The 21,531-nt window shown below is 66.8% G+C and carries 33 protein-coding genes; 7 read left to right on the plus strand and 26 right to left on the minus strand.

The genetic code is table 11. From position 1 onward, the window contains the following. Positions 1 to 37: 37 nt before the first annotated feature. The 4 genes from infB to rimP are packed head-to-tail and all read right to left on the minus strand — an operon-like array spanning position 38 to position 5,523. A complete protein-coding gene (gene infB, locus Q7I88_RS06790) occupies positions 38 to 2,578 on the minus strand; it encodes a translation initiation factor IF-2 (protein ID WP_305098288.1) in 2,541 nt (846 codons plus the stop codon). A gap of 23 nt (positions 2,579 to 2,601) precedes the next feature. Beyond that, positions 2,602 to 3,315, minus strand: a complete 714-nt coding sequence (locus Q7I88_RS06795; protein ID WP_305098289.1) for a DUF448 domain-containing protein — start codon at positions 3,313 to 3,315, stop codon at positions 2,602 to 2,604. Continuing rightward, positions 3,296 to 4,963 (minus strand): transcription termination factor NusA, encoded by a 1,668-nt coding sequence (gene nusA / locus Q7I88_RS06800; RefSeq protein ID WP_305098290.1) that lies wholly within the window; start codon positions 4,961 to 4,963, stop codon positions 3,296 to 3,298. The genes Q7I88_RS06795 and nusA overlap by 20 nt, the downstream gene beginning before the upstream one ends. Next, positions 4,963 to 5,523, minus strand: coding sequence for a ribosome maturation protein RimP (gene rimP / locus Q7I88_RS06805; RefSeq protein ID WP_305098291.1), 561 nt, complete (start codon positions 5,521 to 5,523; stop codon positions 4,963 to 4,965). Before rimP ends, nusA begins: the two co-directional genes overlap by 1 nt. Positions 5,524 to 5,651: 128 nt before the next feature. Here rimP and Q7I88_RS06810 point away from each other — a divergent pair, with 128 nt between their 5' ends. Then, on the plus strand, positions 5,652 to 6,161 hold the full coding sequence (locus tag Q7I88_RS06810; protein ID WP_305098292.1) for a hypothetical protein: 510 nt from the start codon (positions 5,652 to 5,654) through the stop codon (positions 6,159 to 6,161). A 5-nt stretch (positions 6,162 to 6,166) separates the two neighbouring features. Here Q7I88_RS06810 and Q7I88_RS06815 read toward each other — a convergent pair whose 3' ends face one another. The 13 genes from Q7I88_RS06815 to Q7I88_RS06875 all read right to left on the minus strand — a co-directional run bounded on the left by Q7I88_RS06815 (position 6,167) and on the right by Q7I88_RS06875 (position 10,615). Beyond that, positions 6,167 to 6,577: a SufE family protein gene (locus tag Q7I88_RS06815; protein WP_305098293.1), complete on the minus strand. Its 411-nt coding sequence runs from the start codon at positions 6,575 to 6,577 to the stop codon at positions 6,167 to 6,169. 43 nt (positions 6,578 to 6,620) lie between these two features. Continuing rightward, positions 6,621 to 6,797, minus strand: a complete 177-nt coding sequence (locus tag Q7I88_RS06820; RefSeq protein WP_305098294.1) for a hypothetical protein — start codon at positions 6,795 to 6,797, stop codon at positions 6,621 to 6,623. Next, the gene (locus tag Q7I88_RS06825; RefSeq protein ID WP_305098295.1) at positions 6,794 to 7,045 is read right to left on the minus strand and encodes a hypothetical protein; all 252 of its coding nucleotides are present in this window, start codon (positions 7,043 to 7,045) and stop codon (positions 6,794 to 6,796) included. Before Q7I88_RS06825 ends, Q7I88_RS06820 begins: the two co-directional genes overlap by 4 nt. 20 nt (positions 7,046 to 7,065) lie before the next feature. Continuing rightward, a complete protein-coding gene (locus Q7I88_RS06830; RefSeq protein ID WP_305098297.1) occupies positions 7,066 to 7,341 on the minus strand; it encodes a hypothetical protein in 276 nt (91 codons plus the stop codon). Beyond that, entirely contained in the window at positions 7,338 to 7,673 is a 336-nt protein-coding gene (locus Q7I88_RS06835; protein WP_305098299.1) for a hypothetical protein, read from the minus strand. Before Q7I88_RS06835 ends, Q7I88_RS06830 begins: the two co-directional genes overlap by 4 nt. Beyond that, the gene (locus tag Q7I88_RS06840) at positions 7,670 to 7,978 is read right to left on the minus strand and encodes a hypothetical protein (RefSeq protein ID WP_305098300.1); all 309 of its coding nucleotides are present in this window, start codon (positions 7,976 to 7,978) and stop codon (positions 7,670 to 7,672) included. Before Q7I88_RS06840 ends, Q7I88_RS06835 begins: the two co-directional genes overlap by 4 nt. Next, positions 7,978 to 8,307, minus strand: coding sequence for a hypothetical protein (locus Q7I88_RS06845; RefSeq protein ID WP_305098301.1), 330 nt, complete (start codon positions 8,305 to 8,307; stop codon positions 7,978 to 7,980). Before Q7I88_RS06845 ends, Q7I88_RS06840 begins: the two co-directional genes overlap by 1 nt. Before the next feature lie 11 nt (positions 8,308 to 8,318). After that, a complete protein-coding gene (locus tag Q7I88_RS06850) occupies positions 8,319 to 8,585 on the minus strand; it encodes a hypothetical protein (RefSeq protein ID WP_305098569.1) in 267 nt (88 codons plus the stop codon). A gap of 62 nt (positions 8,586 to 8,647) precedes the next feature. Continuing rightward, complete coding sequence (locus Q7I88_RS06855; protein ID WP_305098302.1) at positions 8,648 to 8,935, minus strand: hypothetical protein; 288 nt, start codon at positions 8,933 to 8,935, stop codon at positions 8,648 to 8,650. Positions 8,936 to 8,946: 11 nt separating this feature from the next. Then, positions 8,947 to 9,321, minus strand: coding sequence for an envelope stress response membrane protein PspC (gene pspC / locus Q7I88_RS06860; RefSeq protein ID WP_305098303.1), 375 nt, complete (start codon positions 9,319 to 9,321; stop codon positions 8,947 to 8,949). Continuing rightward, the gene (gene pspB, locus Q7I88_RS06865; RefSeq protein WP_305098304.1) at positions 9,318 to 9,611 is read right to left on the minus strand and encodes an envelope stress response membrane protein PspB; all 294 of its coding nucleotides are present in this window, start codon (positions 9,609 to 9,611) and stop codon (positions 9,318 to 9,320) included. Before pspB ends, pspC begins: the two co-directional genes overlap by 4 nt. A gap of 3 nt (positions 9,612 to 9,614) precedes the next feature. Further along, positions 9,615 to 10,310: a phage shock protein PspA gene (pspA, locus tag Q7I88_RS06870; protein ID WP_305098305.1), complete on the minus strand. Its 696-nt coding sequence runs from the start codon at positions 10,308 to 10,310 to the stop codon at positions 9,615 to 9,617. Between the two features lie 131 nt (positions 10,311 to 10,441). Next, on the minus strand, positions 10,442 to 10,615 hold the full coding sequence (locus Q7I88_RS06875) for a hypothetical protein (RefSeq protein WP_305098306.1): 174 nt from the start codon (positions 10,613 to 10,615) through the stop codon (positions 10,442 to 10,444). Between the two features lie 154 nt (positions 10,616 to 10,769). Between Q7I88_RS06875 and pspF the strand changes: the two genes are divergently transcribed. Continuing rightward, positions 10,770 to 11,795 (plus strand): phage shock protein operon transcriptional activator, encoded by a 1,026-nt coding sequence (pspF, locus tag Q7I88_RS06880; protein WP_305098307.1) that lies wholly within the window; start codon positions 10,770 to 10,772, stop codon positions 11,793 to 11,795. 51 nt (positions 11,796 to 11,846) lie between these two features. On the opposite strand, the gene Q7I88_RS06885 is transcribed toward pspF, so the two are convergent. The 9 genes from Q7I88_RS06885 to Q7I88_RS06925 form a co-directional block, all read right to left on the minus strand. Continuing rightward, positions 11,847 to 12,464, minus strand: a complete 618-nt coding sequence (locus Q7I88_RS06885; RefSeq protein WP_305098308.1) for a riboflavin synthase — start codon at positions 12,462 to 12,464, stop codon at positions 11,847 to 11,849. A gap of 9 nt (positions 12,465 to 12,473) precedes the next feature. Beyond that, the gene (gene ribD / locus Q7I88_RS06890) at positions 12,474 to 13,433 is read right to left on the minus strand and encodes a bifunctional diaminohydroxyphosphoribosylaminopyrimidine deaminase/5-amino-6-(5-phosphoribosylamino)uracil reductase RibD (protein ID WP_305098309.1); all 960 of its coding nucleotides are present in this window, start codon (positions 13,431 to 13,433) and stop codon (positions 12,474 to 12,476) included. Beyond that, positions 13,430 to 13,909 carry a hypothetical protein gene (locus Q7I88_RS06895; RefSeq protein ID WP_305098310.1) on the minus strand — a complete coding sequence of 160 codons (480 nt, stop codon included), beginning with the start codon at positions 13,907 to 13,909 and terminating at the stop codon, positions 13,430 to 13,432. The genes ribD and Q7I88_RS06895 overlap by 4 nt, the downstream gene beginning before the upstream one ends. A gap of 53 nt (positions 13,910 to 13,962) precedes the next feature. Next, on the minus strand, positions 13,963 to 14,550 hold the full coding sequence (locus Q7I88_RS06900) for a DUF4402 domain-containing protein (RefSeq protein WP_305098311.1): 588 nt from the start codon (positions 14,548 to 14,550) through the stop codon (positions 13,963 to 13,965). Between the two features lie 95 nt (positions 14,551 to 14,645). Further along, positions 14,646 to 15,029 carry a hypothetical protein gene (locus tag Q7I88_RS06905; RefSeq protein WP_305098312.1) on the minus strand — a complete coding sequence of 128 codons (384 nt, stop codon included), beginning with the start codon at positions 15,027 to 15,029 and terminating at the stop codon, positions 14,646 to 14,648. Between the two features lie 218 nt (positions 15,030 to 15,247). Next, entirely contained in the window at positions 15,248 to 15,622 is a 375-nt protein-coding gene (locus Q7I88_RS06910; protein WP_305098313.1) for a VOC family protein, read from the minus strand. Between the two features lie 9 nt (positions 15,623 to 15,631). Then, positions 15,632 to 16,354 (minus strand): M48 family metallopeptidase, encoded by a 723-nt coding sequence (locus Q7I88_RS06915; protein WP_305098314.1) that lies wholly within the window; start codon positions 16,352 to 16,354, stop codon positions 15,632 to 15,634. After that, the gene (locus tag Q7I88_RS06920) at positions 16,351 to 16,797 is read right to left on the minus strand and encodes a YcgN family cysteine cluster protein (protein ID WP_305098315.1); all 447 of its coding nucleotides are present in this window, start codon (positions 16,795 to 16,797) and stop codon (positions 16,351 to 16,353) included. The genes Q7I88_RS06915 and Q7I88_RS06920 overlap by 4 nt, the downstream gene beginning before the upstream one ends. Continuing rightward, positions 16,785 to 17,381 (minus strand): SCO family protein, encoded by a 597-nt coding sequence (locus Q7I88_RS06925; protein WP_305098316.1) that lies wholly within the window; start codon positions 17,379 to 17,381, stop codon positions 16,785 to 16,787. The genes Q7I88_RS06920 and Q7I88_RS06925 overlap by 13 nt, the downstream gene beginning before the upstream one ends. Before the next feature lie 96 nt (positions 17,382 to 17,477). On the opposite strand from Q7I88_RS06925, the gene Q7I88_RS06930 reads away from it, so the two are divergent. The 5 genes from Q7I88_RS06930 to ssb all read left to right on the plus strand — a co-directional run bounded on the left by Q7I88_RS06930 (position 17,478) and on the right by ssb (position 21,520). Further along, complete coding sequence (locus Q7I88_RS06930) at positions 17,478 to 18,110, plus strand: ankyrin repeat domain-containing protein (protein ID WP_305098317.1); 633 nt, start codon at positions 17,478 to 17,480, stop codon at positions 18,108 to 18,110. 2 nt (positions 18,111 to 18,112) lie between these two features. After that, positions 18,113 to 18,769 (plus strand): COQ9 family protein, encoded by a 657-nt coding sequence (locus tag Q7I88_RS06935; RefSeq protein ID WP_305098318.1) that lies wholly within the window; start codon positions 18,113 to 18,115, stop codon positions 18,767 to 18,769. A 53-nt stretch (positions 18,770 to 18,822) separates the two neighbouring features. Beyond that, entirely contained in the window at positions 18,823 to 19,062 is a 240-nt protein-coding gene (locus tag Q7I88_RS06940) for a FeoA family protein (RefSeq protein WP_305098570.1), read from the plus strand. 4 nt (positions 19,063 to 19,066) lie between these two features. Then, on the plus strand, positions 19,067 to 20,920 hold the full coding sequence (gene feoB, locus Q7I88_RS06945; protein ID WP_305098319.1) for a ferrous iron transporter B: 1,854 nt from the start codon (positions 19,067 to 19,069) through the stop codon (positions 20,918 to 20,920). Between the two features lie 84 nt (positions 20,921 to 21,004). Further along, the gene (gene ssb, locus Q7I88_RS06950; RefSeq protein WP_305098320.1) at positions 21,005 to 21,520 is read left to right on the plus strand and encodes a single-stranded DNA-binding protein; all 516 of its coding nucleotides are present in this window, start codon (positions 21,005 to 21,007) and stop codon (positions 21,518 to 21,520) included. The last annotated feature ends 11 nt before the right edge of the window (positions 21,521 to 21,531 follow it).

Genomic DNA, 21,531 nt, shown 5'->3' on the forward strand with positions numbered 1-21,531 from the left:
GCTAGGCCATAAGGCCGGTGTCCGTCGTCATGCCGGCTCACAGCACCCGTTCGCGTTCCTCGACTTCGTACACCTCGAGCTGGTCGCCCGGCTTGATGTCGTTGGTGTCGGCCAGCACGACGCCGCATTCCAGCCCTGCGCGAACTTCGTCGACATCGTCCTTGAAGCGGCGCAAGCTCGAGATCGTGGTTGCCGAAACGATGACGTCGTCGCGCGTGAGGCGGGCATGGAGGCCTTTGCGGATGACGCCTTCCTCGACGAGCAGCCCGGCCGCCTTGTCCTTCTTGCCGGACTTGAAGACTTCCTTGACCTGGGCGCGGCCGATGACGTTCTCGATCTTGAGCGGGCCGAGCACGCCGGCCATTTCCTTCCCGATCTCGTCGGTCAGGTGATAGATCACGTCGTAATACATCATCCGCGTCTTGTTGCGGGCGACCAGTTCGCGCGCCTTGGGATTGGGGCGTACATTGAAGCCGATGATCGGCGCGCCACTGGCCGCGGCCAGCGTCACGTCGCTCTCGGTGATGGCGCCGACGCCCGAGTTCAGCACGCGGACCTTGATGTCGTCGTTCGAGAGGTTGTGCAGCGCGCTGACGATGGCTTCGGCGGAACCCTGCACGTCCGCCTTCACGACGACCGGGAATTCGACGACGTCGGACTGCAGGTTGTTGAACATCGTGTCGAAGTTCGTCGGGGCCAGCGCGGTGCGCTGCTCGGTGGCCTTTTCCTGGCGATATTGCGCAACTTCGCGGGCGCGCTGCTCGTTCTCCACCACGGTCAGCTGGTCCCCTGCCTGGGGCACGCCGCCGAGCCCAAGGACCTCGACCGGGAAGGCAGGGCCGGCTTCCTTGACCTGCTTGCCCTGGTCATCGACCAGCGCGCGCACACGGCCGCTCTCGGTGCCGACGACGAAGGTGTCCCCGCGCCTCAGCGTCCCGCGCGTAACAAGCACGGTAGCGACCGGGCCGCGGCCCTTGTCGAGCTGCGCCTCGATCACTGTCGCCTCGGCGTCGCGATCCGGGTTGGCTTTCAGCTCGAGCAGTTCGGCCTGCAGTTCGATCTTCTCGATCAGGTCGTCGAGCCCCGCCCCGGTCTTGGACGAGACCTCGACGTCCTGCACGTCACCTGACATTTCCTCGACAATGACTTCGTGTTCGAGCAGGCGTTCGCGCACCCTCTTGGCGTTGAATTCCGGCTTGTCGGACTTGGTGATCGCGACGATCATCGGGACGCCGGCGGCCTTAGTGTGATTGATGGCCTCGATCGTCTGCGGCATGATCGCATCGTCGCCCGCCACGACCAGGATCACGATATCGGTCACGTTGGCACCGCGTGCGCGCATCTGCGTGAACGCTTCGTGGCCCGGGGTGTCGAGGAAGGTGATCTTCTTCTTGTCCTTGGTGGTGATCTGATAGGCGCCGATGTGCTGGGTGATGCCGCCCGCTTCGCCCTTGACGACATCGGTGCCGCGCAGCGCGTCGAGCAGACTGGTCTTGCCGTGGTCGACGTGCCCCATGATCGTGACCACCGGGGGCCGCGGCTTCAGCGTCTCCTCGGGATCGGTGTCGGTCGAGCTGTCGATGTCGACATCGCTCTCGGAAACGCGCTCGATGTTATGGCCGAATTCCTCGACCAGCAGTTCGGCGGTATCCTGGTCGATCGTCTGGTTGACGGTAACCATCATGCCCATGTTGAACAGCGCCTTCACCAGGTCCGCGCCCTTTTCGGCCATGCGGTTGGCCAGTTCCTGAACGGTGATCGCCTCGGGAACAATGACATCGCGGACCTGCTTTTCGCGCGGCTTGTTGGAGCCGCCGCCGTGCAGACGGCGTTCCTTCTCGCGGGCGCGCTTGAGCGCGGCGAGCGAACGGGCGCGAGCGCCCTCGTCGTCGTTGAGCGCGGTCTTGACCGACAGCTTGCCGCCACGGCGCTTGTCGCCGCGATCGGGCCCGCGGGCCTCGGCGCGGCCCGGCTTCTTGTCGTCGCGCTTCTTGGGTTCGGGCCGCTTCGGCTCGGGCCGAGCGACCGGGGTGAAACGGCGCGGAGCGGGGGTCGCATCGTCGGCCGCCGGGGCGGGAGCCTCGGTCTCACCCGCCTCAGCTTCGGGCGCAGGCTTCGCTTCGGCCGCGGGAGAGGTCTCGGCTTCCACCTCCGCTTCCGCTTCGGACTTGCGGTTGACCTCGGCGCGGCGCTTTTCCTCTTCAGCCGCCTGCCTGGCTTCCTCTTCCTCACGCTTGCGCGCTTCCTCGGCCTGGCGAAGGCGATCTTCCTCGGCTTCGCGCTGCAGGCGGGCGACCCGTTCCTGCGGCGTCTCGTTCGAGGCAGGAGCCTTCCTGGCCGGCGCCTTCTTCGGTTCGGGCGCCGGCGCCGGTGCGGGCGCGGGTGCCGGTGCGGGAGCGGGCTGGGGTTCGGGCGCCGTCGCTTCGCCGGGCTTGGTCAGCTTGCGGCGGCGCTTGACCTCGACCGCGACCTTGTTGGTGCGGCCGTGGCTGAAGGTCTGCTTGACCTCGCCCGCGTCAACCGACCGCTTCAGGCCGAGCGGCTTGCGGGTGCGGGGGGTGTCGTTGCTATCGCTCATGTGCGTTTATTAGTCCTTCAAAATCAATCGGTCGTCGCGGCCTTGCAGCCACAGTCTTCGTTCGCCTCGGCGGCGCCCAGAAAGGTCAGCAGGCGCTGGAGCGGCGCGGCAATCCGCTCGGCCGACCGTGGATCGGCCAGCGCCAGGTGGACGACATTGTCGCGGCCCAATGCCACAGACAGTGCCGCGCGGTCCAGTGGCAGTCGGACGCCGCAAAGGCCAGTGCCTTCCGCCTCCTGCCCAACGCGCCAGGCCTGGTCGAGCTTGCGGCTCCCGTCCTCGCTGGCGTCCGCCGCATGGTAAAGTGCCGCCACGCCGCCGGATCGTGCTTCGCCCGCTATCCGGTCGGAGCCCAAGATAAGGCGTCCCGCGCGCATTTCGAGGCCCAAACGGTCGCAGAACGCGCGCCGCAGGGCAATTTCCGTCTTCTCGGCCAGATCTGCGGGGATCGCCAGCGGCGTACCCTTGAAGGCGCGTGCGAGCGCGCCCTTGAGTTTGCCGTTGTCGATGGCCGCTTGCAGCTCGGCCCGGCCGACCCCGATCCAGGCACCGCGTCCCGGGGCACGGGCGAGGGCGTCGGGAAGGACTTCACCTTCGGAAGAGATCGCCAGCCGCACGAATTCATCGCGCGAACCGGTCCGGCCGGTCAGCACGCAGCGCCGTTCCGGCCCCGATGCGGGACCGGCCGCGCCGGCGGTGTCAGGATCCCCTAGCGGCTCATTGCGAGGATTCCGCATCAGCGGCCTCCTCTGCTTGGGCCGGCGCCTCGGCGGTTTCGGGGGCGGAGTCTTCGTCCTCGAACCAGTGCGCGCGCGCAGCCATGATGATCTCGTTGCCCTGCTCTTCGGTCAGCCCGAATTCGCCGAGCACGCCGCCCTTGTCGTCGGGACGCGGGCGATCGCGGCGCAGCGGCGGGCCGTCGGTCGGCTGCTGGCGGCGGCGCGGTGCCTCACGCTTCTTGGCGATCAGCTCGTCGGTCGCGAGGTCGGCGAGATCGTCGAGATCCTTGATCCCGGCCTTGCCCAGCACCACCAGCATCTGCTCGGTGAGGTGCGGGATTTCGGCCAGGGCGTCGTCGACGCCCAGTTCCTTGCGTTCGGCGCGGTGCGCCGCTTCCTGCCGCTCGAGCGCTTCGAGCGCGCGGTTCTGCAGTTCCTCGGCCAGCTCGTCGTCGAAGCCTTCGATCGCAGCCAGCTCGTCGAGTTCGACGTAGGCCACTTCCTCGAGCTCGGCGAAACCTTCGGCGACGAGCAGCTGCGAGAGCGTCTCGTCGACGTCGAGCTCTTCCTCGAACATCTTCGAGCGTTCGGCGAACTCGCGCTGGCGCTTCTCCGAGGCTTCCTCCTCGGTCATGATGTCGATCTGGCTGTCGGTCAGCTGGCTGGCGAGGCGCACGTTCTGACCGCGGCGACCGATCGCCAGCGACAGCTGGTCGTCGGGAACCACCACCTCGATGCGGCCCTCGTCCTCGTCGAGTACGACGCGGCTGACGGTCGCGGGCTGGAGCGCGTTGACGACGAAGGTCGCAGTGTCCTCGCTCCACGGGATGATGTCGATCTTCTCGCCCTGCAGCTCCTGCACGACGGCCTGCACGCGGCTGCCCTTCATGCCGACGCAGGCGCCGACAGGGTCGATGCTGCTGTCATGGCTGATGACGCCGATCTTCGCACGGCTGCCCGGATCGCGCGCGGCGGCCTTGATCTCGATGATGCCGTCGTAGATTTCGGGCACTTCCTGCGCGAACAGCTTCTTCATGAATTCGGGGTGCGCGCGGGTCAGGAAGATTTGCGGGCCGCGATTGTTACGCTCGACCTTCATGATCAGCGCGCGGACCCGCTCGCCGACGCGGGCGGCCTCGCGCGGGATCTGCTGGTCGCGGCGGATCACGCCCTCGGCACGCCCGAGATTGACGATCACGTGGCCGAATTCGACCGACTTGATGACCCCGGTGATGACTTCGCCGGCGCGGTCCTTGAATTCTTCGAACTGACGCTCGCGTTCGGCATCGCGGACTTTCTGGAAGATCACCTGCTTGGCGCTCTGCGCGTCGATGCGGCCGAGATCGACCGGCGGCAGCGGATCGACGATGTAGTCGCCAACGACGGCGCCCGGCTGGAGCTTCTCGGCCTGCTTGAGGTCCACCTGCTTGAAGTAGTCCTCGACCTCTTCGACCACCTCGACCACGCGCCACAGGCGCAGGTCACCGGTGACCGGATCGAGCTTGGCGCGGATGTCGTTTTCGGCGCCGTAGCGGTTGCGCGCGCTCTTCTGGATCGCTTCTTCCATCGCCTCGATGACGATCGCCTTGTCGATCATCTTTTCCGAGGCGACCGAATTGGCGATCGCAAGCAGTTCGGCCTTGTTGGCGGAAATCGGACTGGCCATCAGTCTTCGACCTTCTCTTCGTCTGGTGTTTCTTCGAATTCGTCGGCACCGCTCATATCGAGCGGCTTGGTGGCGGCGATCAGCTCGTTGGTGAGGACCAGCTTCGCCGAGTGAACAATGTCGAGCGGGGCGGCGATGCGGCCGAACTTGCGGTCCTCCACTACCACCTCGCCATTCTCGAGGCCGAGCAGACGCCCGCGCAACTTGCGGTGGTCGCCGACCTTCTCCGTCAGGGCAATATTTACCTCATGCCCGGCCCAGTTGGCAAAGTCCTTCGGCCGGGTCAGCGGGCGGTCGATTCCGGGGCTGCTGACTTCGAGGTGATAGGCGCCTGCGACCAACTCCTCGCCGGAGTCCTCGACCGCGTCGATCGCGGCGGAAATGCGCCGCGAGAGGGCCATGCACTGCTCGACGATCAGCTGCCCGGTCGCCGGGTCCTCCGCCATGACCTGCAGCGTGCGTTCCTCGTCGCTGCCGGTCATCTTCACGCGCACGAGTTCGAAGCCGAGGGCGGTTGCCTCGGGTTCGATCACTTGCGTCAGGCGCGCGATATCGGCCATGCATTCTCCAACCGGGGGACATTGGGACTTGAACCGGGTTCGGGCCGGCCCCCGGAGGCGCCAGCACCAGACTCTGTTACCAATGTCGGGATGACGGCCAGATAGGCGCGAGGCGGGAGGAAAGCAAGATGCGTATTGGCATAACGGCAATTTGCGCTGCGAGCCTGGGACTGGCCGGGTGCAGCGGTGGCGGGAACGAGACGGCCGGCGAGGCCAATCAGGCAGAGGCGGTGCCCGCAGGCCCGCGCGTCGGCGAGGCGCAACTGCCCGAAGGAGGTCTGCCGCCTTTCGGCGAGCGCGCCGCGCTGAAGCGCGCCTCCGGCTCGTGGGACCAGCGACTCGAACCGCAGGCGAACCCGCTGTGCTCTTTCACCGAGCATCCGGTGTCGGAACGGCCGCGGGGATGGGTCGTAACGGCGTGGAGCGGCAACACGGACCTTTACACCGACGGCTACGTGCTCGGGAAAGACCCCTCGGCGCGCTGGATCGAGGCGATGTTCATGCGCGACAAGCCGGTCATCGCCGCGCGCGAAGGAATGTCCGACGTGTGGATCGAGCCGCAGGGCGACTACGGCCAGACCCTGCTGGTTATCGACGACAGGCGCTTCACTTGCACGGGGCTGCCCAAACCGCGCTGAGCGGGTTAGGATTGCTGCGCAAACCGCTCTGCGGTCCGGCGGATCAGCGCCATCATGTTGGGCACGCCCTGGGTGCGGTTGGAGCTGAGCTGGTTCCTGAGGTCGAAGGGCTCGAGCGCGGCGGCCACGTCCATCTGCGCCACCTCGGCGGCGGGCTTGTCCTGCACCGCCGACAAAACCAGCGCAACGATGCCCTTGGTGATCGCGGCGTTGCTGTCGGCCAGCCAGTGCAGAGCCTCGCCCTCTTCGACCGGATAGATCCACACTTGCGCCGAGCAGCCCCGGACCAGCGTGGCGTCGGTCTTGAGCGGCGCCGGCATCGGCTCGAGTTCGCGGCCGAGTTCGATCAGCAGGCGGTAGCGTTCGTCGGCATCGAGGAAGTCGTATTCCTCGGCAATGTCTGAAAGCGGGCGCATGGCGCGCCAGATGGCAGTGCGCAGGCGCTGCGTCCAGTCCGCGTTAGCCGGAGATCCCGCCCGGCCGCGTGATGGCGTAGTAGATCACGTAGAACCACGAGAAGATCCCGTGGATGATGGCCCAGACGATCGACTTGTTGACGCTCCACGAGATGGCCACCGCAATCGCGCTGCCCAGCCCGATGCCGGCGCGCGTGGCGTGCCCGGTGGCATTGTTCACAGGTCGACCCCGCTGGCGATCGCCTCGAGCTTGCGGATGCGTTCCTTGAGGTCGGCGATTTCGATCCGCGCCGCGCCTTCGCCGGCGCCGCCTTCAATCTCGCGGCCGGCACGGTTCTGCGGCTTGTGCAGCTCGAGTTCGCGGTCCTTGAGGGCGAGCCAGCCCTGCCAACCCTTGAGCAGGGTGGCGGCGATCACGAGCAGCCCGATGAGCGAGCTTCCGGCGATGAGAACTTCCTGATCCAGCATGGTGTGAATCCTTTCCGCAATCACTTGTCGCGCAATTTGTCGATCTCGTCGGCCAACAGGCGCGAGCCGCGGTCGTCGGTCGCAATGCGCTCGAGCACCTTGACCCGTTCGCGCAGGTCCTCGACCTCGCGCTGCAATTCCTTCTCGCGGGCCGAAGACTGCGCCAGGCGTTCGGCCTGCTCGACGTCGTAACCACGATCGCGCCGGCCGTAGCGGCCGTAGCCGTGCTTTATCTTCCAGGCGCTCAAGCCCATCCCGGCCAGGACAATGATCAGAATGAATTCGGGCGGGTTCACTGAAAGTTCTCCTTGTCGCGCAAGCGGTCGATTTCGTGGCCGAGCTGGTAGCCGCTGTCGGTGACGATCCGTTCGACGATGGCCAAACGGTCCTTCATCGAGCCGAGTTCGGCGCGCAGCTGGGCGTTTTCCTGCGTGACGAGCTTGACCCGCTCGTTCGCCTCGTTGGTCAGCTGCGGGTGCATCGGCTTGCCCCACATGCTTTCGAGCGGATAGCCGTTCTTGATCTTCTGCCGGGTGTTGTAGACCCAACCGGCGATGCTGATGCCGACGATCGCTACGGTGCCGGTGATGCCCAGCATGATGATTTCCATGATGTCGTTCGGGCTCATTGGTCCATCTCCGTCTCGTGCGCACCGGCCGGAAGCGCAACGCGGCCCCGCAGCGCCTCGATCTCTAGGGCCACGTCCTGGCCGCGATCGGTGACGATGCGTTCGAGCACACGGACGCGCTCTTCGAGCAGCTCGTGGTAGGCTTCGCCGCGATCCGAAGACGCCGCGCCGCGGGCCTGCAGTTCAAGGTCGGCGCGGTGGCGCTTGTAATCGATCCACTTGTGCAGCGTGGTGCCGATCGTGATCAGCACGCCGACCGCGACACCGGCGATGGCGACCATCGCGATCGTTTCACCGGGTCCCATCAGGCGTTCTCGCGGCGGTCGCGCAGCTGTTCGATTTCGCTGGCGAGGTTGTAGCTGTTGTCGGTGACGATCCGTTCGAGCACGCGGACGCGGTCCTCGCAGGATTCGAGCCGGTTGGTCAGGCGGGCGTTGTCCGCGCGCAAGTCGGCGATCAGCCCGGCGTTTTCGTCGCGCATCAGGGCAATCTCGGTTCCGCGGACCTCGCGTCCGGCGCGGCGGGAATGCGGTTCCTCCATACCGTGCCGGGCGCGGATCGAGGTCTTGAGCACCCCGGCGAACATCGCCATGGCAACGATCGAAAGAACGAATTCGGGGCTGCCGAAATCCATCTAGGTTCTCCTCAGTTGCGCGACGGTTCGCGCAGGTCGTCCAGCCGCTCCTCGATCCGGCGCTGATCGCGCAGCGCCTCGATCTGTGTGGCGACGTCGTAGCCCTTGTCGGTGACAATTCGCTCGAGCACGCGGACGCGGTCCTCCAGCTCCTTCACGTGGCCGACGTACTGGGCGGCACGTTCGGCAGTTTGTTGCGCGGTCGTGTCGACCTGCATTTCCGCGAGCCGCTGCTGGTGCTTCGCCCAGATGGCGACGATCGGAATGCCGCAGCCCATGACGATACTGACGATTGCAACGAGTTCACCCACGTTATTCCTCCATCAAACCCTGTTTCGTCTCACCGCGTGCCGGTGCGGTCTTCGAGTCGCTCCTCAACGCGGCGCTGGTCGCGTAGCGCCTCGATTTGCGTCGCGACATCGTATCCCTTGTCGGTGATGACGCGTTCCAGGACCCGCAGACGATCTTCCATCGCAGCCATCCGCGTGGCGTAGTGCGTCGCCTTCTCGGCACTGTCCTGGGCGGTGATGCTCATGCGCTTCTCTTCCAGCCGGTTCCGGCCTTTGATCCAGACGATCCCGAGGACCATCAGAAAGGGAGCAAGCATGGGAAGAATATCGTCGAGCACCTGAATTCTCCTCAGCGCAGCCGTTCGATTTCGGCGGACAGACGCGGGTTGCTGGAGACGTAGTAGGATTCGACCTCGGCCAAGCGGCGGTCGACGTCGCGGAAGCGAGCGCGGATCTCGCGTGCGGTGCGCTGAGGCGACTGGCGCACGCGCTGCCAGTATTTCTGCTCCTGCGCGTCGACGTAGAGATGCGCGGGCTTCTTGCTCAGCAGCAGGCCGGCGAAGAAGTAGAGCGGAATGCCGAACCCGGTCGCCAGGGTGAGCAGGATCGCGCCCAGCCTGACCCACAGGACATCGATGCCGGTATAGTCGGCGATCCCGGCGCAGACGCCCATAAGCTTGGCGTTCTGCTTGTCGCGATAGAGCGTGGTGTGCTTGCTGGTCACTTGCGGTCTCCCCGTTCGGCCAGCAGGCGATCCAGCTCGCGCAGCGGCTCGTTGTCGATTTCCTTGTCATGCTGGATTCGCGCCGGCTTGAAGTCGGGATTGTCGCTGGCGACCAGCCGCTCGACCGTGTCCATCCGCTCGTCGAGGCGCTTGGCGAGGCTGTAGAGTTCCTCGAGCAGCACTTCGTCGTCGCTGGTAATGGTCGCCGCGGTCTTCCAGCGGGTGATGTAGTGGAGGATGATCCACGGCAGCCCGATGAAGATGGCTGCTACAACGAATACAGTGTCCACGGCTTAATCCTCCTGCTTGTCTTCGGTGCCCGTCATGCCGAGCGCACGTTTCATGGCCTCGAGCTCGGCATCGACCTTGTCCGAGCCTTCGAGCGCGGAAATCTCGTCGGCCAGGCTGGGCTTGCTCGTGCCGTCGGCGATCGACAGCGCGTCGGCCCGGCCTTCGGCATAGTCGACCCGGCGTTCGAGCTGGTCGAACCGGGCGAGCGCGTCGTCGACTCGCTCGTTGGTCATCAGGCTGCGCAACTTGACACGGTTTTCCGCGCTTTCCAGCCGGGCGGCAATCTGCGTCTGCCGGCTGCGCGCCTCGCGCAGGCGGTTCTGCAGCTTGGCGATGTCCTGTTCGTAGGCGCGCAGCGCATCGTCGAGTACGGCGATTTCCTGCTTGAGCTGGTCGGCCATGTCGGCGGCGCGCTTCTTCTCGAGCAGCGCGGCGCGGGCAAGGTCCTCGCGGTCCTTCGACAGCGCCAGTTGGGCCTTGTCCGCCCAGTCGGCCTGGAGCTTCTCCAGCTTGACCGTGTGACGGTGCATTTCCTTCTGGTCGGCGATTGTCCGTGCCGCACTGGCGCGGACTTCGACCAGGGTTTCCTCCATCTCCATGATGATCATGCGGATCATCTTGGCCGGGTCGTCTGCCTGGTCGAGAAGTTCGTTGAAATTGGCCGCGATGATATCGCGGGTACGCGAAAAGATACCCATCCAGACGCCTCCGGAAGCAAAGGAATTAGAAGTTGGTGTGGGGCTGGTGCGCAGCCGTTCGATCTCGCGGTCGAGACGCGAGGCCTCGGCGCGGGGTCGTGGGATCGGCCGCAGCGGGCCGTTGTCCTCGCTCATGCCAGCACCACCAGCGGGAGACCCAGGGCCGATCCGGCAGCGGTCGCCGCCGCCGGGGCCGCCGCGACATGCTGGATGTTCAACGCATAGACGTTGAAGATCACCATCATGGCCGCGCTTACCAGCGCGGCGATGCCGAGCTTGCTGGTGAAGAAGTTGCGGTCGAACATGGTCGTTTTCTCCTGAGCCAAACCTTGTTCATTGTATAGCAACCTGCGTGCCAATCCGAGAAAAAGACCTAATATCAATGCTATATTAGGCTTTCCGCAAGTCTACAGAGGTGCATATTGCCATGACTTGGCAAAATTCGCTAAAGGTTGGTCAATGGATCGGGAAAAGCAGTTCGTGGGCCAGTCGGGAGCGTTCCTCGATGCGGTGGAGCGCGCCAGCCGCGCCGCGCCGATGCGCCGTCCCGTCCTGGTCGTGGGGGAGCGCGGGACCGGCAAGGAACTTATCGCCGAGCGCCTGCACCGCCTGTCCAACCGCTGGGAAGAGCCGCTCGTCACGATGAACTGCGCGGCGCTGCCCGAAACGCTGATCGAGGCCGAGTTGTTCGGCCACGAGGCCGGAGCCTTCACCGGCGCTACCAGATCGCGCGAGGGGAGGTTCGAGCAAGCCGACCGGGGCACGCTATTCCTCGACGAACTGGCGACTTTGTCGATGGGCGCGCAAGAGCGCCTGCTGCGCGCGGTCGAATACGGCGAGGTGACGCGGATCGGTTCCAACCGCCCGGTTCGGGTCGATGTTCGGATCGTCGCTGCGACAAACGAGAATCTCCCCCGGCTGGCGGCCGACGGACGGTTCCGCGCCGACCTTCTCGATCGCTTGAGTTTCGAGGTGATTACGCTTCCGCCGCTGCGGGTGCGCGAGGGCGACGTGCTGGTGCTGGCCGACTACTTCGGCCGCCGCATGGCCGCCGAGATCGGCTGGGATCGCTGGCCCGGCTTCGCCGACCATGTGCGCCGCGAGCTCGACGAGTATTCGTGGCCCGGCAACGTGCGTGAGCTGCGCAATGTCATCGAACGGGCGGTTTACCGCTGGGACGAATGGGACGAGCCGATCAGCCACGTCCAGTTCGACCCCTTCGACAGCCCGTGGATTCCCCAGGGGGAAGCGTCGCACAAGGTGACGCAGGAGGACCACAAAGCGTCCCAGCGCGCTCCCGCGGGCCCCGACTACGCCTCGGTCGAGGACCTGCGAGCGGCGGTCGATAATTTCGAGAAGTCGATCGTCGAGCATCACCTCGGCGCCAATCGCTGGAACCAGCGGCAGACCGCCAAGGCGCTTGGGCTGACCTACGATCAGCTGCGCCACTGCATCAAGAAGCACGGGCTGACCGACGACAACTGACCGTTCCCGGTCTCCGGCGGACGAATCGAGCGCGTCATTCGCGCCCTTGCGTCACGCCCGCAGGCTCTCCAGCCGCTTGAGGTATCGCGCCACCGTGTCGATTTCGAGGTTGACCTCGGCCCCCTCTTCCAGCGCGCCGAGGGTAGTGACCTCGGCGGTGTGGGGGATGATGTTGAGCCCGAAGCGGACAGAACCGTCGGCCCGGTCCTCCACCGAATTGACCGTCAGCGAAACCCCGTCGACCGTGACCGATCCCTTTTCGGCGAGGAACGGGGCAAGCTCACTCGGCGCTTCGATCGCGAAGCGGACCGAATCCCCTTCCGCCGCCTTCGCCACCACCGTGCCGACCGCGTCGACATGGCCCGAAACGATATGCCCGCCGAGCTCGTCGCCGAGACGCAGCGAGGGTTCGAGGTTGACGCTGGCCCCGGCGGCCCAGGCGCCCTTCGCGGTGCGCGAGAGGGTTTCTGCGGAAAGATCGACCGCGAACCACGCGGAACCGGCCTCACCGCCCTTCTCGACCACGGTCAGGCACACCCCCGCGCAGGCCACGCTGGCGCCGATGGCGATGGCGGCCGGGTCCCACGGACAGGCGATGCGCAGCCGCAGGTCGCCGCGCTCTTCGCGCGCTTCGATGGTGCCGATGGCGGTGACGATCCCGGTGAACATGGATGCTCCCTAGCGTGCCGGCTCGAGGATTTCGAGAGTATCGCGACCGAGATTGCGCTGTCCGGTCACCCGCCACCCGGCGGGCAGCCCATAGGGGAAGGGCGCAATGCCTGCGCCGAATGTCACCGGGGCGCGGTAGAGCATGATCCGGTCGACCAGCCCGGCATCGAGGAACGCGCGCGCGACCTCGGCGCCGCCTTCGATCATCAGATACTGCGCGCCTTCGAGGTCGCCGATCGCCTCGGGCGAGGCAATCGCCCGCCAGCCTTCGGGCGCCGCGCCGCGGGTGAGCACCAGCCGCTGGGGGCTGCGCGCCTCGAGCCCGGGCAGGCGCACGTCGAGCCGCGGGGCGTCGGCGCGCAGCGTGCCGCCGCCGACGAGAATGGCATCGCTGCGCGCCCGTTCGCGGTGGGCGTGTGCGCGCGCCACTTCCCCGGTGATCCACTTGCTCGAGCCATCGCTCCGGGCGATGAATCCGTCGGCAGTCAGCGCCAGCTTGAGCGTGACGAAGGGCCGCGCCGAATGCGCCCGGGCGAGGTACCCGGCGAGGCTCGCGCGGCACGCCGCGTCATCCGCCAGGTCGACCGCAATGCCCGCTTCGCGCAGGCGGGCGATGCCGCTGCCGGCCGTGCGCGGATCCGGATCCCCGACGCCGACGACCGCGCGGCCGATGCGCGCCTGGACGAGCAAATCCGCGCAGGCCGGTCCGCGCTCGCTGCGATGGGCGCAGGGTTCGAGCGTCACGTAAATCGTTGCGCCGCGCGCCAGCTCGCCGGCCCGCTGCAGCGCGAGCGCCTCGGCATGGGGGCGGCCGCCAGGCTGCGTCCAACCGCGGCCGAGGACGATCCCGTCCTTGACGACGATCGCCGCGACGGCCGGGTTGGGCCGGCTCAGCGGGCGCGCGCGCTCGGCCAGCGCGGCTGCGGCGGAAAGCCAGCGCGAATCTGCGTCAGGTGCCGGCGGGGTCATTCACCCGGGGCGGACTGGATCGGAAGCGGTGCCTGACCGGCGGCCTCGCGCCGGGCTTCCAGCGCTTGCTCTTCGCGCGCTCTGGCGGCGGCCCTGGCGGCTTCTTCCTGCTTGGCCTCGCGCTCCATCTTGTCGACGTCGAGCCCGGTGGCACGGCCCAGTTCGCGGTAGAATTCCTTGCGGATCGCGTCGCGCTTGGCCTGTTCGGCCTGCAGTTCTTCCTTGCGCTGCTGGTTGGCGATGTTGGATGCGACGATTTCGGCTTCGCTGCGTCCGTCCTGCCAGGTCGTGATGTAGGTGATGTCCGGCTTCTCGGGGGGAGCCCGCTCGCTCTTGGGGATGAGCAGCATCATCAGCGCAAAGGTCGCCGCCACCGAGACGCCGAAAATCTGCCAGCGGTAAGGCTGCGGTCGGCGCCATTCCTCGACGAAATCGGTCACGGCGCGGCGCGGGGAGATCATCCGCCAGAACTTCATGATCGCAAGATAGGGACCGGCGCCGCGCTGCGCCAGCCCGATACGATGTAACGTCAGAAATAGTTGACGCGGATCGGGATCCTGCCGCGGAACTTCCCGCCCGTGGCGTTGTGGGAATCGAGCTTGGCGCCGAAAGAGAATTCGAGCCGGCCGTCGGCGTCGAGCAGTGCGACACCGGGCAGGTCGGTGGTGAATTCGGTGAGCCGCGCCTGCGAGCCGTCCGGGCTGTGCAGTACCACCTGGGTCGGCAACTCCACTCGGATCGGCCGGAGCGGCTGGCCGGTAATCACCGCCTTGCCCTGGAACGAAAGGCCGCCGAGGTTAATCATGTTCGGCCCCGGGCGAGTCTCTCCGCTCACCGGGTCGATCAGAGCGTCGCCGTCGACCGGACCGCGCAGCGCCAGCAACGAGAAGCGGATCCCGGCGTCGATGGAAATCGCCAGTGGCGCGGCGTTGCCCTTGCCCTTGCCATTCCCGTCGGTCGGGGCTCCGAAGGCGGTGAGCGGGGTGTCGAGGCCGTGCGCCGCGCCGCCATCATCGGTCGCGGCGGCCCTATCGGATTCGCGGGCATCGGCTTCCGCTTCGAGAGGCGGAACGCCGGCCAGCAACACGGCGGCCGCAAGAAGGACGAAACGCGCCATGTGCCCGTCTTGCCAAATCAGGGTTAACAGGTGGTTAGGGCGAATCCCGTAACGGTGTCGGGCCGGGCGGCGGGACGGACCGCCCGGCCCGAGTGCTAGTCTTGCGCGGGGGTTGCGGGTTCCGCCGGCGTAGCCGGGTCCGCGGGCGTAGCCGGCTCGGCCGGGATTGCCCCACGTTCGCCGCCGCTCTGCCCGGTTGTACCGGGCTCGCCATCACCGTCTGGGTCGGCCGGGTCCGCGCCCTTGTCGCCGTTTTCGTCCCAAAGATCGGCCTTGCGATCGCCATCCCGATCCCATGCGCTGGAATTGCTGGTCGACGGCGGGACTTGTGGCGGCGCCTTGTCGGTCGAGGCGGGCGGCGGCGGGGTTGCAGCTTCGCTGGGCGGGGCGGGCGGCGCATCCGCCGATTGCGCCGCGGCGACGGCGGGCGCTCCCATCAGGGCGGCGGCGAGCGCCAGTGTAGAGATCGTCTTGGTCATCGGTCATCTTCCAATTCAGGCAATCCCCTGTCGCACGCGATCCTGTGAAATCGGCGGGGTCGCACCACGACAATGCGACCACCCGCCCGATACGCAATGACGAGATGAAAACGCGCAGCAGCCTGTCTTTCAAAGAGAACCGGCCATCGGGCCGGCAATTCTCGGAGAGCGTTGCAGAGCCGGAGCGAATCGCGCCTCCGAAGCGGTCGGGCCGGGGATCAGTCGACCAGGCTCGAAGGCCAGCCGACGCGGACCAGCAGGTCGTCCGGGCCGGCGAGGCCGACTTCGTAGAGCCCCCACTCGCGGTGCCGCAGCACGCCGCCGGGACGAATTACCCTGTCTTCCATCCGCGCGGCAATCTCTGCGACGTGCGGCGTACGGATGAAGACTCCGAACGGGTTGTTCGCGGGAACGTCCCACGGCGGCGGATCGGCGGGACGCAGGTGAATTTCACAATCCCACCCGGTCATGATGACGTAAGTCGGCTCGCCGCCGGTGCGCGCGAATCCCATCTGCTCCCAGAACGCGATGGCACCGGCGAGATCGCCGGTCGGGACGATGGCGAAGGCGCCGGCAGGTGGAGCATCGGGCATCTGCTTGGCCTATCCGAACGCCGCGTAAAGCTCGCGGCCACGCTCCTTCAGCCAGCGGTCTGCCGCCTTGATGTCGCCTTCGTAGAGGCGCGCCAGTTCGGCATGGAAAGCCGGCGAATGGTCGAAGTGGGCGAGGTGGGCGACTTCGTGGGCGACGACCGAGCGGCGCACGTGGTCCGGGGCCTGCACCAGCCGCCAGTTGATGCGAATCGTCGCCCTATCCGAGCACGAGCCCCAGCGGCGTTGGGCGCGCGACAGGCGGATCTGCGGCGTGCTACGGCCGGCCCGCGCGCAGTAGAAGGCGAGATCTTCGGCGCACAGGCGCTCCGCCTCTTTTTCCAGCCAGCGCCGGAGCCGGACTGCCAGGCTCTGTTGCAGCCCGCCGACCAACAGGCTGGCACCGTCCAGTCTCGGCGCGCGGCGATGCCCCGTGTCCCAAACTATGGCGAGCTCGGTACCGCGATAGCGTAGCGTGCCGCCGGGCGCGGGAGGCTCGCTACGCGGCACCGCGGCGAGCTGGCGCTCGAGCCAGTCGCTGCGGGCATGGGCGAAGACCAGCGCGTCGGCGGTTCGGCACCAGCGCGGCAGGGTCACGCGGACCTCGCTCCCGTCGGGCGCCAGCCGCATGGTCAGGCGCTTGGCGCGGGCATGGCGGCGGATGGCGAGGGGCAGTGCTCGTCCGCCGACCTCGATGACGGGGTCCTCGGCCGGGCCGCGCAGCCAGTCGATCACGCCGGCTCCTCCCATTCGACGACGTGGTTTTCGAGATCCCCGGCCTCGCGTTCCGAGACGACCTTGCCGGCCACGCTCGCTTCAGCCGCGATCATCGCCTCGCGGCTCCCGGTCAGCAGCGGATGCCATTCGGGCAGCGGGCGGTTCTCCGCCCGGCGGCGATAGGCGCATGTCTCGGGCAGCCACGGCACGGTGTAGACCAGCTTCAGCGTCAGCCGCAGGCAATCGGGCACGAAGGCTTTTCGGTGCCGGTAGTCGGTACAGCGCGCGGTCTCGGTGTCGAGCAGCTTGCAGGCGACGTTGGTGTGATGGATTTCGCCGGTGTCCTCGTCCTCCAGCTTGTGCAGGCAGCAATGCCCGCACCCGTCGCACAAGGCCTCCCATTCCTCGCGGTCGAGATCGGCAAGCGGATGTTCCCAGAAACGGTCTCTCAATGCACCCACTTGGCCAGTTCCGCAGCGATCGCCGTTCCATCGTCGACGGTCTCGACCGGCAACAGCGCGATCGGTTCGCCCTTGCGGCCCATCAGATATGCAGCCGACGAATGGTTGACGAGGTATCCGCCTTCCTCGTTGGCTTCGCCCTTCTCGACGTAGACCGCGAATTCCTTCGCCGCCTGGTCGACTTGCTCCTGCGTGCCCGTCAGGCCGATCAGATCGTCGGAAAAGGCGTTGGTGAATTCTCCAACCACCGCGGGCGTGTCGCGCGCCGGGTCGACCGAGATGAACAGCGGCACGACCTGCTTGGCCAGTTCGGGCTTTTCGGCCTTGAATTTGGCATAGCCGCGCATGATCCGGCCGACGTCGGTCGGGCACACGTCGGGACAATAAGTGTAGCCGAAATAGACGACCCGATACTTGCCGTCGAAGTCGCTCCAGCGCACGGTGTCGCCTTTGCTGTCGACCAGCGTGAACGGCCCGCCGATGGCCGCGCCGGCGAGCGGGGGTGCCCCGCTGGCCGAGTCCTGGGCCTGGCAGGCGGCGAGGGCGAGGGGCAGAAGCGCGGCGGCGAGAAAGGTACGAAGCATGGCGCATCGGTTCATGCTCTGCTAACCGCCGTGCGGCAAGGGTCGGCTGCGTCAGGGGCGCGGCTGTCCGCTGGAAAATTTGGAGGTAAGGTCAAGGTGGCTCTGGTCCATCGCATCAGGCGGGCGGGTCTCGCCCTTTCATTGGCGTTGGGATTTGCGCTGGCGACGACGCCGGCGGCGGCCCAGCTCTATTCGGACGGTTTCAAGTTTCTTCAGGCGGTCGAAAAGAAGGACCGCAACACGGTCGTCGAGCTGTTCAACAAGAACCAGACGATCATCGATTCGCGCAACCTTTCGACCGGGCGCACGGCGCTGCACATTGCCGTCGAACGGCGCGACTTGCCGTGGATCGACTATCTGCTCGGGCTCAATGCCAATCCCAACATCGCCGACAAGAAGGGCGTGACCCCGCTGATGCTCGCCGCGCAAATGGGCTATATCGAGGGCGTCCAGCTTCTGGCCCAGAAGGGGGCCGAGGTCGACGTGGCCAGCAGCACCGGGGAAACCCCGCTGATGTCGGCGGTTCACCGGCGCGACATCGGCTTGCTGCGGGCGCTGCTCGCCGCCGGGGCCGATCCCGACCGGACCGACAACTCGGGTCGTTCGGCGCGGCAATACGCGGCGCTCGACGGGCCCAGCAACGCGGTCCTCGCCGAAATCGACCGGCGCGACAAGGACGGCGACAATACGGCGAAGAAGCCGGCCAAGGTCTATGGACCGTCGTTCTGACAATGGCCGGCGCTGACGATCCGACGCTCGACGAAATGCGCATCGCCCTCGCGCCGCGAATTGCCACCGCGGCGGTCTTCGACGGCTGGAGCGATACCGCGCTGGTTTCGGCGGCGGCCGCGGCGGGCGTGGATCCGGCCGTGGCACGGCTCGCCTATCCGGGCGGTTCGATGGACATGATTGCTGGGTGGATCGGGTGGGTCGATGCGCGCATGGCCGAATCCTTCAAGCCCGAAGTTCTCGCCCAGATGCCGGTTCGCGAACGGATTCGCGCGCTCGTCTGGTTCCGCCTCGAAGCTGTCGCCGGTCTCGAAGAGGCGCTGCGCCGCGCGTTGGCCATCGAGGCCATGCCGCAGAATCTGGCCCGCACCGCCAGGCTCGGCTGGTCGAGTGCCGACGCGATCTGGCGCCTCGCCGGCGATACTGCGACCGACTACAACCATTACACCAAGCGCGCGATCCTCGCTTCGCTCTACGCCGCGACGCTGGCGGTGTTCGTCGGCGACGAAAGCGAGGACAAGGCCGAGACCAGGGCTTTTCTCGACCGGCGGATCGAGGGGGTGATGAAGTTCGAGAAGGCCAAGGCCCGCCTGCTGCGCGACCGCGATCGCTTCGACGTCATGCGGTTCTTCGGCCGGTTGCGCTATCCCGCCCGGTAAATCCTAATGAGAACCAGTTGCAAAAAGCGCGCGGTTCTGTCACCGGGCCCATGATGACGCTCGACCAATTGCCTCCGCGACGCCGCGCGACGATTGTCAAGATCGACTGGGCCGTCCTCGCGCCCGAGGAAGCCAAGCGGTTGCGTGCGCTGGGGATCGACGAGGGCGCGCATGTCGCGATTGCCCATCGCGGTATGTTCGGCGGCCGCGACCCGATCGCGCTGCTGGTCGGCCGCATGACGCTGGCGCTGCGCCGATCGCACGCCCTGGCGATTCAGGTGCAAGAGGCCTGACCGCATGACCCGACTGCGGACCGCGGCCCTCGTCGGCAATCCGAACTGCGGCAAGAGCGCGCTGTTCAACGTGCTGACCGGCGCGCGCCAGAAGATCGCCAATTACGCCGGGGTGACCGTCGAGCGTAAGTCCGGAAGGATGATCCTGCCGAGCGGCGAGCCGCTCGAACTGGTCGATTTGCCGGGCTCCTATGCGCTTGACGCCAGCAGTCCCGACGAGGAAGTCACGCGCCGCGTGGTGCTCGGCGAATTTGCCGGCGAGGCGCAGCCCGAAGTGCTGATCGTCGTGCTCGATGCGGCGAACCTCGAGCAGCATCTGGTGTTCGCGCAGGAGCTGATCGAACTGGGCCGCCCGGTCGTCGTCGCGCTCAACATGGTCGATCTCGCCGAGCGCGACGGGCTGGTGCTCGATGCGCGGGCCCTGGCGGAATCGCTCGGCGTGCCCGTCATCCCGACCGTCGCTGTGCGCCGCAAGGGCATCAGCGAGCTTGTCGCCGCAGTCGACAAGGCCGAAGCCACCGCAGAGCTCGACCAGCACGCGCACCGCCGCCCGCATCTGACCCTGCCCGAGCGGCGGCTCGCGGCGCAGAACATCGCCAAGGGCGCGATTCTCTCCGAAACCGCGCGCCATCGGCTGCACGCCCGGCTCGACAAGCTGCTGCTGCACCCCTGGCTCGGCCCCGTGATCCTGTTCGGCCTGCTGTTCGTCATCTTCCAGGCAGTCTTTGCCTGGGCGACGCCCTTTGCCGACGGTATCGACAGCGCCATCACCGCGTTGATTGGCGCGGCCAAGGCCAACTTGCCCGCCGGCGTGCTGCGCGATCTCCTGACCGACGGCGTGCTGACCGGCGTCGGTTCGGTCATCGTCTTCCTGCCGCAGATCATCACTCTGTTCGCCTTCATCCTGGTGATGGAGCAATCGGGATACATGGCCCGCGCGGCTTTCATCATGGACCGGCTGATGGCGCAGGTCGGGCTGTCGGGCCGCAGCTTCATTCCTCTTCTTTCGAGTTTCGCCTGCGCCATTCCGGGGATCATGGCGACGCGCGCCATCGCCGATCCGAAGGACCGGCTGACCACGATACTCGTCGCTCCGTTGATGACCTGCTCCGCGCGGCTGCCGGTCTACGCCGTGATCATTTCCGCCTTCATCCCGAACCGCGCCGTCGTGCCGGGGGTGGGGCTGCAGGGACTGGTGCTGTTCGGGCTCTATGTCGCCGGGATCGTCGGCGCGTTCTGCGCCGCGCTGGTGCTGCGCCGCACGGTGACGCGCGGCGACGCATCGGGCTTCATCATGGAACTGCCGAAATACCAGTGGCCGCCGCTGCGCGACGTGCTGCTCGGCCTGTGGCAGCGTGCCTGGGTGTTTCTGCGCCGGGCCGGCACGATCATCTTCACTGCCACTGTGGTGCTGTGGCTGCTGCTGAGTTTCCCGCGCGCGATGCCCGGCGAAAGTCAGAGCGAAGCCAGCTTTGCCGGCAAGATCGCCAGCGGGCTGCATGTCGTCGTCGAACCGATCGGCTTCAACAAGGAGATCGCGCTCGCCCTGATCCCGGCGATGGCGGCGCGCGAAGTCGCCGTGTCGGCCCTCGCCACGACTTATGCCGTCGATGCCCCCGACGACGATGCTGCGGCGCAGGGCCTCATGCCCAAGCTCCGCGCCAGCTGGAGCTTGCCGACGGCGCTCGCGTTCCTCGTCTGGTTCGTATTCGCCCCGCAGTGCCTGTCGACCATTGCCGTCGCCCGGCGCGAGACGAACGGCTGGAAATGGCCGGCCTTCATGGTCGGATACCTGTTCGCCCTGGCCTACATTTTCGCCGGACTCACCTTCTGGCTTGCAACCGCGCTCGGACTCTGACGCTTGTGGAAATGGCCGCGCGGGGCTGGCGACTCTGTCCCGCATTCGATAGGCCGCTGTTCAAGCTAGAGAGGAATCGAAGACATGGCCGGCAGCCTGAACAAAGTGATGCTCATCGGGAATCTCGGGGCCGACCCGGAAATCCGCAGCTTCCAGAACGGCGGCAAGGTGGCCAACCTGCGCATCGCCACCAGCGAGACGTGGAAAGACAAGAATACCGGCGAGCGGCAGGAGCGGACAGAGTGGCACAGCGTGGCCATCTTCTCCGAAGGTCTCGTCGGCGTGGTCGAGCGGTATCTCCGCAAGGGCTCGAAGGTCTACATCGAAGGCTCACTACAAACGCGCAAGTGGCAGGATAACAGCGGCAACGACCGCTATTCGACCGAAGTCGTGCTGCGCGGCATGAACGGCACGCTGACGATGCTCGACGGCGCACCCGGCGGCCAGGGCGGCGGCGGTGGCAGTCGCGGGGGCGGCGGCGACTGGGGCTCGGGCGGTGGCTCTTCGGGCGGCGGCAGCCGCGGCGGCGGCAACGATTGGGGATCGAGTGGCGGCGGGTCGAGCATGGGCGACGACCTCGACGACGATATTCCGTTCTAGGATCGGGTGGA

The sequence above is a fragment of the Croceibacterium aestuarii genome (assembly GCF_030657335.1).
In the GTDB taxonomy this organism is placed as follows: domain Bacteria; phylum Pseudomonadota; class Alphaproteobacteria; order Sphingomonadales; family Sphingomonadaceae; genus Croceibacterium_B; species Croceibacterium_B aestuarii.